Raw genomic sequence first — 18,158 nt, 5'->3', positions numbered from 1 at the left:
ATCAAGGCCCGCCCGCGTCATCGGGCGGGCCCGACCGGGAAGTCCTGCACTGAGGAGAAAAGCCGTGGGACACATCACTCACCTCGCGTGGACCGCGACGCTCGCGCACCTTCGACAGCTCGCACGCGGCGTCGTTGCGACGCTTGCTGCGCTGCTGTCGCTGCATGCGCAAGCGGCAGCGCCGGGCATCACCGGCACGGTTTTCAACCTGACCGCCCAGGAGGCTCGCATCACGCAGCCCGATGGTTCGAGCGTCTATTCGTGGGGCTACGGCTGCGCGGCGAACATCGCGACGCCGCTCGTGTTCTCGCCGTCGACGATCGCCGGCGCGACCTGTCCGACGATGCAGATTCCCGGCCCGACGCTGATCGTCAGGCAGGGCGACATCATCACCGTGACGCTCACCAACAACCTGCCCGTGGCGGCCGGCAACACGTCGATCCTCTTTCCGGGATTCAACGTGTGCACGGGGACGCTGAGCCCGGATGGCAAAACCTGCACGCCGTCGGCCACTAACGGCACCCCCGGACTGCTGGCACAGGAGGCGCCGAACGGCCAGACGGTCACGTACACGTTCGTCGCATCGACGCCGGGCACGCATACCTACTACAGCGGCACGCAGGGCGACCTGCAGGTCGAGATGGGGCTCTACGGCGCGATCATCGTGCTGCCGAACACGTCGGCCAACACGGCAGGCTGCATGGCGTTCCCGGATGCGGGCAGGCCCTTCGGCCAGCACGATTTCCGCAATGCGCCGGCGGCCTTCGACAACAGCGCGGCCTGCTACGATCGCGAGTATCTATTTCAGTTCTCCGAAATGGATCCGCGCATCCACCAGCAGGCGGAACAGCAGGTCGCGGCCAATACGTCGTGCACGAAACCGAACGGCTGCATGACCGTCGAGACCGAGCCTTATCACCCGGCGTATTTCATGGTCAACGGCCGCTCGATGCCGGACGACATGGATCCGAACTACGCGCCGCAGTACCCGCACCAGCCGTACAACGGCAATCCGCACATGCATCCGGGCGAACTGGTGCTGCTGCGGATCATCGGCACGGGCCGCTGGCAGCATCCGTTCCACGAGCACGGCAACCACGTGCGCGTGCTCGCGCGCGACGGCAACCTGCTGCTGAGCCCGGTCGACCCGAACAACCCGGGCAAGCCGCAGTTGCCGGCCGGCCCGCTGATGTTCACGACGACCACGACGCCGGGCCTCACGATGGACGGGATCTTCTACTGGACGGGCAAGGGCCTGAACTGGGACGTGTACGCACACTACCCGGGCGACGGCAGCGTCTGCGTCCCGGACGCGAACGGCTACTACACGACGGCCTCGGTTCCGCCGGCCCCGCGCGACGCGCCGAACTACTACGAGTGGTGCCAGGACCACGGCAAGGCACTCGAGAAGGCGCCGTTCGGCCAGGTCGCCAGCGGCGGGCCGGTCACGCTGCCGGACTCGCACGTGCTGACGAACGGCTTCTGGTACGGCGGCAGTCCTTATCTCGGACCGGATGCGACCACGCGCGCGACGTCCCCGACGGGAACGTCGCCACCGACGAGCACGAACCTGAACCCGGCTGCAACGGAAGCAGGCTTCGCGTTCATGTGGCACTCGCATAACGAGCGCGAGATCACGACGAACAACATCTTCCCGGGCGGAATGATGATGATGATGCTCGTCGATCCACCGGTATTTCCGATCGACGAATCCAATTAGAGGTGGGGAGAAAGGCGATGAGATCCACCAAGCTCACAGCGACGCTCTTCGGTCTGTTCAAGGCAGGGGTCGCAGCATCCATGCTGCTGACGGCCGGCGAGGCATGTTTCGCGCAAGCGGTCGTCAATCTGACGGCGAAGGCCTCCACGGCGCTGTTGCCGGACGGACAGTCCGTACCGATGTGGGGTTACACCTGCACGCCGGCTGCCAACGCGACGGTGCCGGCCGCGAACGCCACCTGTGCGGCCGCGAATCCGGCCGCCGGCGCGAACTGGTCGCCGGTGGTGATTACCGCGCCGGCAGGGCAGTTGCAGATCAACCTGACGAACAACCTGCCGGCCCCGGTGCCGACCTCGCTTACCATCGTCGGGCAGCTCGGTGGCGGGCTGGGAAACGCGCCGACGACCAAGCCGAGTCCGCCGCACCCGACACAAACCGCGACGACCTGGCCGATCGTCTCGTCTTCCACCGCCCCCGCGACGCCGTACACGTCGCCGCCGGCCGCATTTACGCCGCCCCCGCAAGGGCCGCGCATCCAGTCGTTCGGCACGGAAGTGGCGCCGTCGACCGATCCGAAGGCGTACACGGCGCTCACCTGGCCGAACCTCAAGCCCGGCACCTATCTGCTCGAGTCGGGCACGCACCCGTCGATCCAGGGGCCGATGGGCCTGTACGGCGTGCTGGTCGTGACGAGCCCGAGCGTTCCCAGCTCGACCTGCGCGTCGACGCACCAGGCGTATCCGAATACGGCGACCTGCTATGACGCGGACGTGCCGCTCGTGATGGGCGAGATCGATCCGGTGCAGAACGCGGCGGTCGCCGCGGCCGTCGCGACAAAGGGCTTCAGCGAAACGGCGGCGTGGTCGGGACAGCCGGGGGGATGCGGCGACTCGAAGTCCGTATCGTTCGGCACCTGCTATCCGCCGGTGGTGAACTACGATCCGCGCTATTACCTGATCAACGGCGTGGCCTTCGATCGCACGAACCCGAACGCGTCGGCCTTCCCGCCGAGCGCGAGCGTGACGCCGTCGACCGGACAGGTCCTCGTGCGCCTCGTGAACGCCGGCCTGCGCATGCACATTCCGGCCGTGGTCGGCGCGCAAACGGGCAACCCGTCGATTCCCGGGTTCTCGCTCATCGCCGAAGACGGCAACGTGATGCCCGGCAACCCGCGCATCCAGAACTCCGTGTTCATGGCCGCCGGCAAGACCTACGACGCGCTGGTGAACGCACCGGCCGCAGGGGCATTGCCCGTGTACGACCGCCAACTGAGCCTGTCGACCAATAACCAGCGCGACGGCGGCATGCAAGGCTATATCGCGGTCAACAACGCGTTGCCGGCGTCGACCGCAGGCATCGGCGAAACGCCGACCGCCACAGGCGCGAATTACTACTTCGTGCCGGGCACGACGCTGACCGTGTCGGATCCCGCCAAGGGCGTGATCGCGAGCGACTCCGCCGTATACGGTGTGAAGCTCGTGACCCCGCCTGCCCACGCTGTCGTCGGCACAACGTTTACGCTGAACACGGACGGCACGTTCACCTATCTGTCGAGCAGCGCGACGAACGACAGCTTCGTCTATCAGTCGACGAACGGCACGCCGCCGGTGACGGCGACGGTCACCTTGACCGCCTGCACCGCGGGCAATGGCTGCCTGTCGATGCCTACGGCGGGTAACGCCAGCTTCACGAGCAACATTGCGTCGCGCGTGCAGATCGGCGCGCCCGGCGTGCTCGCCAGCGCGAACGATCCGGCCGGGCTGCCGCTCACGGCGCAACTCGTCGCATCGAGCAACAGCGGCGGGTCGGTCGTGCTGAATCCGGACGGATCGTTTACCGCATCGCCGGGGACGATTCCGCTTGCCTCGAGCGGTACGGCCGCGCAGTCGATGACGTTCAAGTACACCGTCACCAACACGCAAAACCAGACGAGCCAGCCCGGGACCGTGACCGTGACCTTCAATCCCGGCAGCGGGCTCCAAATCAACGTGATGGATGCGCCGAGCATGGCGCCGAACGCCACCGCGCCCAACAAGAACGTTCAGATCGCGGACTACCGCTGGATCATCGAGGAAGACCGCACGATGCAGATCGACCCGGCCTGCCAGGTGAACTCGGCGACGTCGCGGCCGGCGAACTGTCCGCCGCTGCCGGTCCCGACGCTCGGCACGAACTTCCATACGAGCTACATGCCGGTGGTCGCCGCGGGCTGCGTGGGTGTCGTCGCATGCGAATCCGGGCAGACCGTGTACGACCCGTCGACCAACACGCACCTGCCGGCCGTGTGCGATGTCGGCAACGGCAAGTGCCGTACCGGGACGGGCGTGTCGCAACAGACGGCGGTCGATCCGAAGTACGTCGCGCTCGATCCGACCAAGCACTACTACATCTCGATCCTGCCCGGCGACGCCGGCAACACGTTCTCGAACGGCGGCGGCAATGCGCCCGCCCACCTGAACCGGCAGTTCAGCATCGCGCTCGACTGCCCGTCGGGCCCGAGCGGCAAGGATTTCGCGCCGGGCACGGGCCTGTGCGGGCACACGATGGGCGGCGCGCCGATCGCGCCCGCGCAGATCGCGGCCGCGCAGGCAGGGCAGACCGCTGCCGGACAAGCGGGGCAGGTCAACGTGCTGCTGACGCAAACGCCGTATCCGACCGCGAAGCTCTCGGTGTTCGTCTTCGAGGACGACGCGCCGCTGAACGGCGAAGTGGATGTCAGCGGCGGAACTGACGGCTTCGGCACGGCGCGCGAGCCCGGCCTCGGCGGGTTCGAGATCAAGCTCTGGGATGACGCCGGCGGCACAGGCGATCCGACCGGGCAGATGACCTACGACATGTTCAACATGCCGCTGTCGAATTCGCTGCAGGGAACCATCGATCCGATCACGGGGCTCAATGCATGCCCGATCACGACGGCGCCGGACGGTCTCGTCGGCATGATTCCGACCTGCCCGAAATACGAGTCGGACGGCAAGACGCTGTCGCCGCTCGTCGGTCAGGCGGTGATTGCCAACCTGATGCCAGGCCGGTTCGGCGTGGTCGCGACGCCCGCGGCCGACCGGATCGGGCGTGGGGAGGAATGGCTGCAGACCAACACGCTCGACGGCGAAAAGGGCCACGATGCGTTCGTCAAGGCCGGCGGCCCCGCGTACTTCCAGGAATTCGGACCGGCGGGCTATCACGTTGCGATCGGCTTCGCGAATCCGAAGATCATCAACGCGCGCAGGACCAATGCCGCCAAGACGGGGCTGTGCGACACGGGTGCGTGCCCGAACTCGATCAAGGGTCACGTGACGAACCTGCACTACAGCCGTCCGCCCAACGAAAACCTGTACAGCAGCGGGTCGCGCGATTCGCTGGCCTTCACGCAGTGCTACGTGAGCGTCGGCGATCCGGACGGAGAGGATTACGGCTTTGCCAAGTGCGACAACAAGGGCAACTTCCAGATCACCGGCCTGCCCAGCGGCACGACGCGCATCACGATCTTCGATCAGTGGAACGACCAGATCGTCGATGGGCTCGCGAAGGCGGTCCAGCTGCCGGATGCCAATGGAAACGCGGCGGTCGACGTCGGCGACATTTCGGTGCTCCAGTGGCAGACGAACCTCTATACGCGGACCTTCATCGATCTGCACGGTGACGGCATCTCGCATCCGGACGACCCCGGCATCGCGCTGGCGTCGGTCAACATGCGGTTCCGCGACGGCAGCTACTCGAACTTCAACGCCACGGACGGGAACGGCTATGCGCCGTACAACGAAGTGTTCCCGCTGTTCAACTGGTATGTGGTGGACGACGACATGACGCGCTTCAAGCCGACCGGCACGCACGTGGTGTATGACGCGGGCGGCCCGGTCGACGGCACCGGCGCACCGGGCAGCGGGAATTCGACCATTGCCAGGTACTTCGCCAACACGACCGAATCCGTGCCGCTTCCGTCGAACCTGCAGGTACCGGGCGCGCGCTATTGCGCGGACGCGGACTGCTCGACGACGGGCAGCGGTTCGACCGGCAGAGTCGACCCGCCCTGGGTGACGTCGGAGGCGTGGCAGGGCTTTTCCGGTCAGAACTCGTTCATCGAGTTCGGCAAGACGCCGTTTGCGAAGGGCGAGAACGGCGGGATCCGCGGCGAGGTCATCTACGCATCGACGCGGCCGTTCGACGATCCGACGCTGCTCATCCACACGAAGTGGACACCCAACGTGCCGAACGTCACGGTGAACCTGTATCAGGAGGGCACGGCCGCGGACGGCACCTCGAACCTGACGCTCGTGGACACGACCAAGACGTCGAGCTGGGACGACTGGGCGCAGGGCTTCCGCGCCGACGGCGTGACGCCGAACATGAACTGCCCGGGACAGGATCCGAACGACCCGTACCTGTTCACGCTGCAGAACAGCACGATGTGGCTCGATCCGTTGCATCGCCAGTTGCCGGCGAACGCGCAATACAAGTGCTACGACGGCATGCACTCGTTCAACCAGATCCAGCCGGCGCCGTATGACGGGATGTACAAGTTCCCGAGCGTGACGGCGACGGATTCGACCGGCAAGCCGGTCGCGTCGAACTGCACGATCTGCGTCGGAAAGAATCCTGCCGACGGTACGCCGATGCTGCCTCCCGGCAAGTACGTGGTCGAGATCATCGTGCCGCCGGGCTACGAGCTGGTGAAGGAGGAGGACAAGAACATCCTGATCGGCGACAACTACATCGCGCCGGTGACGCAGCAGTTCGGCGGGATCGGCAACGTGTTCATCATTCCCGACCAGGCTGCGGTGAACTCGAGCTACAACAAGAACAACGCGCAGAACATGACCACGGACCTCGGCTCCTCGCCGCACGCCGAAGGCGACACCGGCAGCGTCGAGCGGTTCTGGCCGTGCGTCGGCGAGCTGCGCATCGTTCCGGACTACATGAGCATCTTCCCGGGATCGACCGAGGTCGCACCGTTCGCGGGCGCATCGCGACATCTGTGCGATCGAAAGGAAGTGTTGCTCACGGACGAGGAATCGGTGCTCGCGAAGTTCTGGATTTTCAGCTCGACGCACGTCGCCGCGCACTACACGGGCTTCATGCTCGACGACTTCTCGTCGGAGTTCGACCCGTATTCGCCGCAGTTCGGCGAAAAATTCGCGGTGCCGAACGTGCCGATTTCGTTCAAGGATTACACCGGCAACGAAGTCTCGCGCACGTATTCGGATCAATGGGGCATCTACAACGGGCTGACGTTCTCGACATGGCAGGTCAACCCTCCGAACCCGACCGGCTATGCACCGACGATGATGGTTGCGTGCATGAACGATCCGGGTCCGATACCCGATCCGAACAACCCCGGCAAGACGATGAACGATCCACTGTTCAACCCGGCGTATAGCCAGTTCTGTTACGAGATTCCGTTCATGCCCGGACAGACGCAATACATGGACACCCCGGTGGTGCCGGTGCAGGCCTTCGCCGACGGGTACAACCAGCCCGACTGTGCGTATCCCGACGCGACGCCCGCGATTTCGAGCGTGACCGGCGATGCGTTCGGCACGGGAGGGGCGGGCCCGTGGGTCAGCGCGCCCGGCAACCAGCTGACGATCAACGCGCTCGGCGACAAGCCAGTCCCGAACAACGCGTACACGGGACCGAGCCAGACCACGGCGCCGTTCAACCAGAAGTTCGTGACACGCCACTATGGCTTCGGCGCTCAGCAGGGAACGGGATCGGTGACGATCGCGGGGGTCAATGCACCGGTGGTGTCGTGGAGCGACCAGCAGATCGTCGTCACCGTGCCTGACCTGAGCCTCGCGATTCCGCCGCTGACGTCGCAGGCCTCGACCTGCACGATCCAGCAGATGGGCGCACCCGCGACGCAGTGCGGCGAGCTCGTGATCACGGCCGGCAACGGCAAGCGGTCGATCGACACGGTGACCGTGACGATCGGCGGCAACCCGCCGACCTACGTGAGCGGCGAGAACGGCGCGAGCAACGCGATCCAGAGCGCGATCGACAACGCGAACGCGGGCGACATGATCGTCGTCGGTCCTGGCATGTACAACGAAATGCTGGTGATGTGGAAGCCGGTCCGGCTGCAAGGCGTCGGCGCGGCGTCGGTGACGGTCAACGCGAACACGCATCCGTCGGGCAAGCTCGATCCGTGGCGCCGGCTGGTTTCGTGCCTGTTCGGCACCTCGCTGGACGGCGGAGCCATTTCGCCCGCTTACGACCCGACGAAGCCGATCTCGCCGACCAACAACCCGTACGATCCGTCCGGCACCTATCAGTGCCCGGCGCAAATGCTGGGTCACGTTGATCCGATACCGTTCGAGCCGACCATCGGTTGGGACAGCACGCAAAACGGCAACCTGGGCGAATTGCTGATGGAGCCCTCGCTGCTGGGTGCGTATGAAGGCGCGGGCATCACGGTGCTCGCCAAGGGCGTGCAGCCGAGCACGAACTGCAGCGCGAACGGCATCTGCACGCTGCTGACCAACACGGATTGCACGACGGACAAGAACAACCCGAACTACAGCAACTTCCTGTGCAATCCGTCGCGTGTCGACGGCATCACGTTCACCAACAGCTCGCAAGGCGGCGGCGGCATCTTCCTGCACGGCTGGAACCATTACACGGAAGTGTCGAACAACCGGGTGACGGGCAATGCCGGCACGCTGACGGGCGGCATCACGGTCGGCCAGGTGGAGGTGCCGGACGGCACCATCGCGTCGGACGGCGTAACGCAGCTGCCGTTCCTGTACAACACGTACGTCAACGTCCATCACAATGCCGTCACGGGGAACGCGTCGTATGGCGATGAAATCAACTCGACCACGCCCTCGTCGGCCGGCGGCGTGACCTTCTGTTCCGGCGCCGACTACTACCGCTTCAACTACAACTGGGTCTGCGGCAACATCAGCAGCGGCGACGGCGGAGGCGTCGCTCACTTCGGGTTCAGCTACAACGGCGACCTGTCGCACAACGTGGTGCTGTTCAACCAGAGCAACAACCCGACGCTGCCGACCTACGGCGGCGGCATCATCGCCCAGGGTGTGCCCCCTGACGGCACGTTCTGCGAGAACTCGCTCGTCGACGTCGATTGCGCGCCTCAGCTTTCCGACGGCATCGGCCCGGACCTCGTGATCGACGGCAACCTGATCATGGGCAACACCGCGGAAAGCGGGAAGGGCGGTGGCCTGCGGCTGCAGAACGTCAACGGCACCGATGTGCAACGCAGCCTCAAGGACCCGGACCAGTGGTATCAGGTGCGCGTGATCAACAACATCATCGCGGACAACGTGGCCGGCTGGTCGGGCGGCGGCGTGTCGCTGCAGGACGCGGTGCGCGTGAACTTCGTCAACAACACGGTGATCGCGAACGATGCGACGGCGTCGGCGGGCGTGCTGTTCAATACGCCGGCTGCCGCGCAGTCGAACGTGCTGCCGCCGGGATGCACGAGCAGCCCGAACAGCGCGGAAACGACCTGCACCGGCTACATCGGGACCTCGACGATCCAGCCGGCCGGGCTGGAGACTGCGACCCATTCGCAGAATCTGCTGAACGCGTTCACGCCGCCCGCGAACTTCAACGGGCAAATCACGTGCCCGCCGAACGAGCCGAACTGCATGAAGTTCTCGAACCCGGTGCTGACCAACAACGTGTTCTGGCAAAACCGCTCGTTCTACATCACGGTGAGCGCCCAGCCGAATCCGAACATACCCGGCGTGCAGAACGCGGTCACGTTGAACCCGGACCTGAACCAGAAGGGGCAATCGACAGGCTTCTGCGTGACGGGTGGCCAGACGCCGCCGGTCTACTGGGACATCGGCGCGTATGGCGACACGGGGCCGGCCAACCCGCAAGCGGGGATGACGATGAACCCGACGTACTCGATCATGACCAGCACCGCGGGCTACGACGCGAGCAACATGGCGGCGGACCCGCAAACGATCGGCCAGTACTGCAACGGCTCGCGCGTGCCGCCGGAAGCCGGCGGGAACGGCTTTGCCGTGCCGCCCGGCATCTCCGATGCGATCATACCGAACCCGCTGTTCGGCCTGCTGCCGACGGCGACGCCCGATGAAGGCAACCAGTGGATCAACATGTCGTATGGACCGCTGTCGCTGATCAACGCGGCGCTCACGTCAGGCCAGCCCGGCTACAACACGATGATGGGCAACTACTCGATCACGGCCGGTTCGCCCGCGATCGGCGCGGCGACGGGAGACGGTGCACCGAATCACGACATCTTCGGCACGCCGCGGCCGTCAATCAACGGGTTCGACATCGGCGCAGTCGAGTACGCGGATCCCGGCTTGCTCGGCGGCCTGCTCGGTGGCGGCGCTCCGATCGACCCGCTTGCGCTGGGGAGCCAGCAAGCCGGCCTGGCCAGCCTCTTCCCGCTGGGCCTCGGCAGAGTCGCGCGCTTGCTCGGCGGCGGGGTGCCGCGGCCGCAGGTCTTCGCCCCGGCGCTGAGGCGGCTGCGTGCCGCCGGCGTGCCGCGGCAGGCTCCGGCGCCAAGGCAGCCGCAGGCCGGCGCGTTGACGCAGCGTCCGGCGCTCGCGCGGCCGCAGTCGGGCGTGCTGCTGCAGGCACCGACGCCGACGCCGCCGCGCAACCGCGCGCAGCCGCAAGCGCGCACGCAGCCGCGGCCGCCGACGCTGACCCCGGCGCAGGCGACGCCCACGCCGATCACGAGGGCGGCGCAATGAAACCGTCGACCCTCCGCACGGCATCGGCGCTGCTGCTCGCGTGCGGCGCCTGCCTCGCCGCGGTCCGGCCTCAGCCGGCCGCGGCCGGGCAGGCCGCACCGGCCGCCCAGGCGCACTCGCCGTACCGGCCCGTGAGCCTGCCGCGGCACGCGAGGGCCTATTACCAGCTGGCGAAAGGCATCGACGACCTGCATGTGCGCAGCACCGCGTCGGGCAATCTGATCCGCTTCAGCTATCGGGTGACAGATCCGCAGACGGCACGAGCGATCGCCGACACGAAGGCAGCCGCATATCTGTACGGGCAAACCAGCCACGCACTGCTCGTGATTCCGGTGATGGACCAGATCGGCGCGCTGCGGCAGACCGGTCAGCTGGTGGCCGGCCAGGAGTACTGGATGGTGTTTTCCAACAAGGGCGAGCCGATCAAGCGCGGCGAACGCGTCAGCGTCCTGATCGACACGCTTCATATCGACGGGCTGGTGGTCGAGTAATCGCGCGCAGGCGCACTTGGTCGCACGATGGCGACCGGCGACATTTTGACGGGGAGTCAAGCCATGAACCGGGTTCTATTCAAGTCGATTTCGGCGGCCTGTGCCGCCGGCTTGCTGGCCTGCGGCCAGGGCGCATTCGCGGCATCGGCGGCGGGCAATGCACAAGCGCCGTCGGCCCAGCATCTGAGCGCGGCGCAGATCGTCGAGCGCAATGTCGCGGCCCGCGGCGGGCTGCAGGCGTGGCACGCCGTGTCGACGATGAAGATGACCGGGCAGCTCGATGCGGGCGGCACGAAGAATACGAAGCTGCCGTTCACGCTGACGTTGAAGCGTCCGCACAAGAGCCGGCTCGAGATCGTCTTCGCGCAGCAGACGGCGCTGCAGGTGTTCGACGGCTCGAAAGGCTGGACAGTGAGGCCGTACCTCGGCCGCAACGAAGTCGACCCGTATACGCCCGCGCAGGCCAAGTCCGCCGCGGCGTCGGCGGAGCTCGATGGCCCGCTGATCGACTACGCGAACAAGGGTACGACGATCCAGGCGCTCGGCACCGAGCAGGTCGAAGGACATCGCGCCTACGTGCTGAAGCTCACGACCAGGGACGGCTCCGAGCGCCGCCTGTGGATCGATGCGGCGAGCTTCCTCGAACTGAAGATCGACGGCGAGCCGCGCGTGCTCGACGGCCGGACGCACAGCGTCGCGATCTTCTATCGCGATTACAAGAAAGAGAACGGCCTCGTGATGCCGCACACGCTCGAGACCGTCGTGAGCGGCGTCACGCCGACGCGCAAGATCACGATCGAGCATGTCGCGGTGAACGAGCCGGCCGACGACGCCATGTTCGGCAAGCCGGCCCTCAGCCTCGCCAAGGCGACGAGCCACTAGCGACCCGCCTGACATCCGGACGAGGTGAAGGCCATGGGACGAATCGGATCGTGGGTGCTCGCCGGCTGCGTGACGGCGGCCTTGTGCGCGTGCGAGCAATTACCGGGGCAGGGTCTGAGCGCAGACCAGATCGTCGAGAAGAACGTCGCGGCGAGAGGCGGGCTGGACGCATGGCGCAAGGTCCAGACGATGGTCTGGTCCGGCCATGTGGACAGTGCGAACGCGCCCGTGCGGGACATGCCGTTCATCCTCGCGATGAAACGCCCGAACAAGACGCGCTTCGAGCTCACCGTGTTCAACCAGAAGGCCGTGCGCGTGTTCGACGGCCACGAAGGCTGGAAGCTGAGCGCGAGCGGCTCGGGCGGCCCGAGCCTGCGGCCATACTCGGTGGACGAGCTGACGACCGCGCGCGACGAGCAGGTGATCGACGGGCCGTTGATCGACCATGACGCGAAGGGCGTCGGCGTGACGCTGGATGGCGTCGAGCAGATCGGCGGGCACGACGCCTACCGTCTGTCAGTGAAGCTGCCCTCCGGTGCGGTTCGCCACGTGTGGATCGACGGCCGGACCTTCCTGGACGTAAAGGCCGACCGCCAGGTGCGCGGGCCGCGCGGCCAGGTCACCGTGGAGGTGAGCTACGGCAACTACAAGCGCATCGATGGCCTGCAGATCCCGCTCAGGATCGAAAGCGGTACGGCGGCGTCGCCGAACAAGGACACGCTGATCATCGACAAGGTGTCGCTGAACCCGCCGCTCGACGATGCGATCTTCGCCAGGCCGCCGGCATCGCCCGGGCCCGGGCGGCGCCGCCCGGTTTCGATCGATGCCGATGCGTCGCCGGCGCGGTCGGCCACCGACCAGACGACGCCACGGCCATGAACGGCATCCGGGGGCGGCTGCGAGCCCTCGCGGGCGCTTGCCCGCTTGCAGCGCGCATGGTCGTGCGCGGCATGCTGCTCGCTGCGCTGATCATGCCCGCGGGTGAGGCGGCCAGCGGCGAGACAGCGGCGAGCGTCGCACCGGTGGACGCGGGAGAGGCGATCTTCCAGCGCGGCGTCCTGGGTTCGGGTGAAGCGCTCGAAGCAGTGCACAACGACGGCGTGCGCCTGCAGGGCGCCGCTGCCGCGTGCGTCAATTGCCATCGGCGCAGTGGCCTGGGCTCGAAGGAAGGCAACAGCACCATCCCGCCGATCACGTGGCGCTATCTGGTCCATCCTCGCGCGCAATCCGCCGAGGATCTCGACATCCCGTACGTTCCCGGCATGCACACCGATCGCGAACCGTACACGGAGGAATCGCTCGCGAGGGCCGTGCGCGAAGGGGTCGACTCCGAAGGCCGGCCGCTTGGCAGCCTGATGCCGCATTACACGCTCGACGATGCCGACATGGCCGCGCTCACCGCTTATCTGAAGCACCTCGATCAGCGCAAGCCGTCGGGCGTGACGGACACGGTGCTGCATTTCGCGACGATCATCACGCCGGACGCGGATCCCGTGAAGCGGGCAGGCATGCTCGACGTACTGCAGCACTATTTCGCGGACAAGAACGCGTTTCCGATCGGCTCGACGCCGCCGCTGCGCTCGACGCGAAAGATGATGTTCATGGTCAATCGCCGTTGGGAATTGCATGTATGGCAACTCACGGGGCCGCCCGACACGTGGCATCAGCAACTGACGCAGTACCTGTCGCAGCAGCCGGTGCTCGCCGTGATATCGGGATTGGGCGGCAGGAACTGGGCACCGGTCCACGACTTCTGCGAACAGGAGGCCGTGCCTTGCCTCTTTCCGAACGTCGAAGTGCCGGTCGAAACGGATCACGATTTCTATTCCGTGTACTTCTCGAGAGGCGTACTGCTCGAGGCGGATCTGATCGCGAAGCGCATTCTGGACGAAGCCGGTGCGAGGCCGGCGCCGAAAGCGGTCAAGACGGTCTGGCAGGTCTATCGCACGGGTGACAACGGCGCGCGGGGCGCGCAGGCGCTCGCCGCCGCGCTGAAAGGGCGCGGCATCGCGGTGTCGAATCACGCGCTCGCGCCGAGCGAAAGCGTCGCACACGCATTGCATCGGATGCCGCGCGACGATGTGCTCGTGCTGTGGCTGCGGCCGCCCGACGTCGCGGCGCTCGACCATGTGCCGCCCGGGTCCGACACGGTCTTCATGTCGGGGCTCCTCGGGGGGCTCGACAACACGCCGTTGCCGACGAGCTGGCGCGGCGTCACGCGAATCGCGTATCCGTTCGACTTGCCGGAAGGGCGGCGCGTACGCGTCGACTATGCGTTCGGCTGGTTCACGATCCGGCAGATTCCGATGGTCGCGCCACAGGTGCAGGCGGACACGTATCTCGCGTGCGGCCTGCTCGCCGAAACGCTCAGCCACGTCGTCGATGCGTTCGTGCGCGAGTACCTCGTCGAACGCATCCAGGACATGCTCGAACGCCGCATCCTGACCGGCTACTATCCGCGCCTGACGCTTGCCCCCGGGCAGCATGTCGCGTCGAAGGGCGGCTATCTCGTCCGGTTCGGCGGGCCGGATCGCTTGAAGCTCGTCGCCGACGGCGGCTGGATCGTCCCCTGAGTGGATGTACGCGCCGCGATGGAGGAGTGATCAGACCGCGACAAGAGGGGATCGCCCCATGCCGGTTTTCACGGGCGGTTCGCACAATGAAGACATCGCGCGACGTTCGGATGTCGCGCCGGGCAGTGGCGGGTAGTGGCGGGTAGTGGCGGGTAGCGACGGCATACGGCGTTGGGGGAAACAGCCATGACACGGATCGTGGTCAGCAATGGCATACGTCATCACTGGCTTCGTACAGGATGGACGCTCGTGCTCGCGATGCTGGCATTGCTGCAGGTTACCGCCGTTCATGCGCTGCCGATCTTCGCGCGCCAGACGGGCCAAAGCTGCGTGGCGTGCCACGCCGGCGGACAGTTCCCGGAACTCACGCCATATGGGCGGATGTTCAAGCTGAACGGCTATACGATCGGCGAACGCACGATTCCGCTCGCTGCGATGGCGATCGGCGACCTGAGCAAGACGCGGTTCAACAGCGACGCGAACGGCAACCCCATCAATACCAAGGATGGCCTGCCGATGTTCGACTTCGCGAGCGTCTTCCTCGCCGGGAAGATCACCGACATGATCGGCGGCTTCGCGCAATTCACGTACATCAACTACGATCACCAGGACCCGAGCGGCCGCTGGAAAGGCCACTGGACGTCGGACAACACCGACTTCCGTTTTGTCGACCGGATCATGTCCGACGCGAACGATCTCATCATCGGCGCGACGGTGCACAACAATCCGACCGTGCAGGACGTCTTCAACTCCGCGCCGGCATGGGGCTACCCGTACATTTCGTCGACGATCAGCCCCGTTGCCAAAATCCCGAACCTGCCGGTCATCGAAGGCGGCAGCCTCGCGTCGCAGGCCATCGGCACGGGCGCCTACGTGTACTGGAACAAGCTGGTTTACGCCGAGCTGACCGCATACAGTACGGCCGACGGCATCTGGTCGTTCCTGAGCCACGGCAACAAGGAGGGCAATCCGGTCCATCCGCAGATCTATCTGCGCGGCTACAACCCGTATGCACGCGTCGCATTGACGCACGACTGGGGCGCTCATAGCCTGATGGTTGGCGCGTTCGGATTCAGCGTCAACCTCTATCCGAACGACGGCAACAATTTCCCGATCTTCGGCACGGGCGCGACGCGCTTTCGCGATTACGGCCTCGACGCGCAGTACGAGTATCTGCTGGAACCGCACACGGTCACCGCGCAGGCGCGCTATGTGCGTGAGAACATCCACGACCCGAACAATTTCACCCTGGGCGACAACACGGCGGCGAATCTCAATTCGCTGCGGCTCAAGGCTTCGTACATTTTCCAGGCCAAGTACGGCGTCAGCCTCTCGTTCTTCAACACGACGGGCACCCCGGACAGCGTGCACTACTCGGCCAGTGCGAATTTCCATCCGAATACGCAGGGCTGGATGCCGGAAATATTCTGGATGCCGGACCAACGCGTTCGTATCGGCATCCAGTACACACATTTCACCAAGTTCCTCGGTGCGACGACCAACTATGACGGCAACGGACGCAACGCGCGGGACAACGACACGCTGTTCCTGTACCTATGGGTCGCTTCGTTCTGACATCCCGTCCGGCGTTTCCCGTCCGCGTGCCCGACTGGAGCACGCGTCACGAGCGGGCGGCGCGCATCTCGCATCGCGTGTCGATGCAGATGCGCACCGCCGCCGAACGGAATCGATTCAGAGGGCGGCAAAGATTGCGGCAAGGAGGTTCGTGACATGTACAAAGTGGCCCATCTCGTGTCGATTGCGATGCTGCTGGCCGGGTCGGCCTGTCACGACCTGGAGCGGTCTCGGCAGGTCGACAACCCGGCCGTATCGGGCAAGACCATCGCGCTGCAGGTGTGCTCGAACTGCCACGGCGCGAACGGCGTGTCGGTGTCGCCGACGTTTCCGAAGCTCGCCGGGCAGCGCAAGGAATATCTCGTCGATCAGCTGACGGACTTCAAGAATCACGCCCGTGCCGATCCGAATGCGAAACGGTTCATGTGGGGCTTCACGCATCTGACCGACGCGCAGATCGATGAGCTCTCCACGTATTTTTCAAGTCAGCCTGCGGTCCTCGGTGAAGCCGACGATCCCGCGCTCGTCAGCGAGGGCAGGGCCATTTTCGTGTCGGGCCTGCCCGACAAGGGCGTCGCGGCATGCATCGGGTGTCACGGCCAGCATGGGGAGGGAGTGGAGCGGTTTCCGCGTCTCGCGGGGCAGCATGCGGACTACGTGATGAAGCAGCTGAAGGTCTTCCGCGAAACCGACACACGGCCGCGAGGCGCGATCATGAAGAGCGTGTGCGCGAACATGTCGGAGCAGGACATGCGTGCCGTCGCGGCCTATGTCGAGGCATTTCCACGGGAGGCAGAGGTCTCGGCGAGTCCGCCGGCCGATCAATGAGCACATGGCACCGGACCAGCGTCGCCAGCGGCATGCACGGCAGGCCGTTCGGACAAACCGACGCTGACGGTGAATGTTTCGGTGTCCCGTCTCCCCCGGGGCGTGGCACCGCTTTTTCTTCCTGCAGCACGCGGCTCGATCCAGGTGAAGACCATGAAATTGATTCAATCCTCTCGTCGAGGCGCCGCGTGTGTCGCGAAGCCGGCCCATCAGCGTCGAGCCGTGTCGGGCTCCGTTCGAGCAGGTGCGGCGGACGACGCGCATCGGTCGCTCGCGCGCCTGCCGCTGGTCAACGGGCTGTTCGCGCTGGCGCTGGTGCTCGGCGCGGGCTACGCGTTCGTGCACTACAACGCGCACATGGATGACTACGACAAGGCGGTGCTGTTCGGCACCGTCCCGGCGCTCGTCGTGCTCGGCTGGCGCTGGAAGCCGGCCCGGCTGCTGATGGCGTCGATCGCGGTGCTGTCGCTGCTGTCGATCCAGATCTACCAGGGCGACCTCGCGCGCGCGGATTCGGCGTTCTTCCTCAAGTATTTCCTGTCGAGCCAGTCGGCGATACTGTGGATGAGCGCGCTGTTCGTGCTCGCGACGATCTTCTACTGGATCGGCACGCTGACCCGCTCGGAGACGGGCGGCGCGATCGGGCAGAAGCTCACGTGGGTCGCGGTGCTGATGGGCTTCACGGGGATGATGGTGCGCTGGTACGAGTCGTACCTGATCGGCGCCGACGTCGGCCACATTCCGGTGTCGAACCTCTATGAAGTATTCGTGCTGTTCAGCCTGATCACCGCGCTGCGCTATCTGTACTACGAAGGCCATTACGGCACGCGCGCACTCGGCGCGTTCGTGCTGCTGGTCATCAGCGCGGCCGTCGGCTTCCTGATGTGGTACTCGATCGCCCGTGACGCGCAGCAGATCCAGCCGCTCGTGCCGGCGCTGCAGAGCTGGTGGATGAAGATCCACGTGCCCGCGAACTTCATCGGCTACGGCAGCTTTGCGCTGTCGGCGATGGTGTCGGTCGCGTACCTGATGAAGGAGCGCGGCGTGCTCGCCGATCGCCTGCCGGCGCTCGACGTGCTTGACGACGTGATGTACAAGTCGATCGCGGTCGGTTTCGCCTTCTTCACGATCGCGACGATCCTCGGCGCGCTGTGGGCGGCCCAGGCGTGGGGCGGCTACTGGAGCTGGGACCCGAAGGAAACCTGGGCGCTGATCGTCTGGCTGAATTACGCGGCGTGGCTGCACATGCGGCCGATGAAGGGCCTGCGCGGCACGTTCGCCGCATGGTGGGCGCTCACCGGGCTCGTCGTCACGACGTTCGCGTTCCTCGGCGTCAACATGTTCCTGTCCGGGCTGCACAGCTACGGGCAACTGTGACCGACGCGCGAGCAAGACA

The 18,158-nt window shown here is 65.9% G+C and carries 9 protein-coding genes; all 9 read left to right on the top strand.

Annotation, left to right across the window (positions count from 1 at the left end):
• Positions 1-64 precede the first annotated feature (64 nt).
• The gene (locus tag ACV229_RS02755) at positions 65-1,720 is read left to right on the top strand and encodes a multicopper oxidase domain-containing protein (RefSeq protein ID WP_448081598.1); all 1,656 of its coding nucleotides are present in this window, start codon (positions 65-67) and stop codon (positions 1,718-1,720) included.
• A gap of 17 nt (positions 1,721-1,737) precedes the next feature.
• On the top strand, positions 1,738-10,413 hold the full coding sequence (locus ACV229_RS02750; RefSeq protein ID WP_448081597.1) for a choice-of-anchor Q domain-containing protein: 8,676 nt from the start codon (positions 1,738-1,740) through the stop codon (positions 10,411-10,413).
• A complete protein-coding gene (locus ACV229_RS02745; protein WP_448081596.1) occupies positions 10,410-10,904 on the top strand; it encodes a hypothetical protein in 495 nt (164 codons plus the stop codon). Before ACV229_RS02750 ends, ACV229_RS02745 begins: the two co-directional genes overlap by 4 nt.
• Positions 10,905-10,967: 63 nt before the next feature.
• On the top strand, positions 10,968-11,786 hold the full coding sequence (locus ACV229_RS02740) for an outer membrane lipoprotein-sorting protein (protein ID WP_448081595.1): 819 nt from the start codon (positions 10,968-10,970) through the stop codon (positions 11,784-11,786).
• A gap of 33 nt (positions 11,787-11,819) precedes the next feature.
• Positions 11,820-12,665, top strand: coding sequence for a hypothetical protein (locus ACV229_RS02735; RefSeq protein WP_448081594.1), 846 nt, complete (start codon positions 11,820-11,822; stop codon positions 12,663-12,665).
• On the top strand, positions 12,662-14,359 hold the full coding sequence (locus ACV229_RS02730; protein WP_448081593.1) for a c-type cytochrome: 1,698 nt from the start codon (positions 12,662-12,664) through the stop codon (positions 14,357-14,359). Before ACV229_RS02735 ends, ACV229_RS02730 begins: the two co-directional genes overlap by 4 nt.
• A 186-nt stretch (positions 14,360-14,545) precedes the next feature.
• Positions 14,546-15,934, top strand: a complete 1,389-nt coding sequence (locus tag ACV229_RS02725) for a cytochrome C (RefSeq protein ID WP_448081592.1) — start codon at positions 14,546-14,548, stop codon at positions 15,932-15,934.
• Between the two features lie 156 nt (positions 15,935-16,090).
• Positions 16,091-16,762 (top strand): c-type cytochrome, encoded by a 672-nt coding sequence (locus tag ACV229_RS02720; protein WP_448081591.1) that lies wholly within the window; start codon positions 16,091-16,093, stop codon positions 16,760-16,762.
• Positions 16,763-16,915: 153 nt separating this feature from the next.
• Positions 16,916-18,139, top strand: coding sequence for a c-type cytochrome biogenesis protein CcsB (gene ccsB, locus ACV229_RS02715; protein ID WP_448081590.1), 1,224 nt, complete (start codon positions 16,916-16,918; stop codon positions 18,137-18,139).
• Positions 18,140-18,158 lie beyond the last annotated feature (19 nt).

It is taken from the genome of Burkholderia sp. MR1-5-21, assembly GCF_053427715.1.
Note: the sequence above shows the minus strand (reverse complement) of the source record. Positions and strands in the feature narration are given on the sequence as shown.

What these genes read in the sequence shown, in the direction of transcription:
- ACV229_RS02750 (WP_448081597.1), top strand. Translation starts at nt 1,738, where the DNA reads ATGAGATCCACCAAGCTCACAGCGACGCTCTTCGGTCTGTTCAAGGCA.
- ACV229_RS02745 (WP_448081596.1), top strand. Translation starts at nt 10,410, where the DNA reads ATGAAACCGTCGACCCTCCGCACGGCATCGGCGCTGCTGCTCGCGTGC.
- ACV229_RS02740 (WP_448081595.1), top strand. Translation starts at nt 10,968, where the DNA reads ATGAACCGGGTTCTATTCAAGTCGATTTCGGCGGCCTGTGCCGCCGGC.
- ACV229_RS02735 (WP_448081594.1), top strand. Translation starts at nt 11,820, where the DNA reads ATGGGACGAATCGGATCGTGGGTGCTCGCCGGCTGCGTGACGGCGGCC.
- ACV229_RS02730 (WP_448081593.1), top strand. Translation starts at nt 12,662, where the DNA reads ATGAACGGCATCCGGGGGCGGCTGCGAGCCCTCGCGGGCGCTTGCCCG.
- ACV229_RS02725 (WP_448081592.1), top strand. Translation starts at nt 14,546, where the DNA reads ATGACACGGATCGTGGTCAGCAATGGCATACGTCATCACTGGCTTCGT.
- ACV229_RS02720 (WP_448081591.1), top strand. Translation starts at nt 16,091, where the DNA reads ATGTACAAAGTGGCCCATCTCGTGTCGATTGCGATGCTGCTGGCCGGG.
- ccsB (WP_448081590.1), top strand. Translation starts at nt 16,916, where the DNA reads ATGAAATTGATTCAATCCTCTCGTCGAGGCGCCGCGTGTGTCGCGAAG.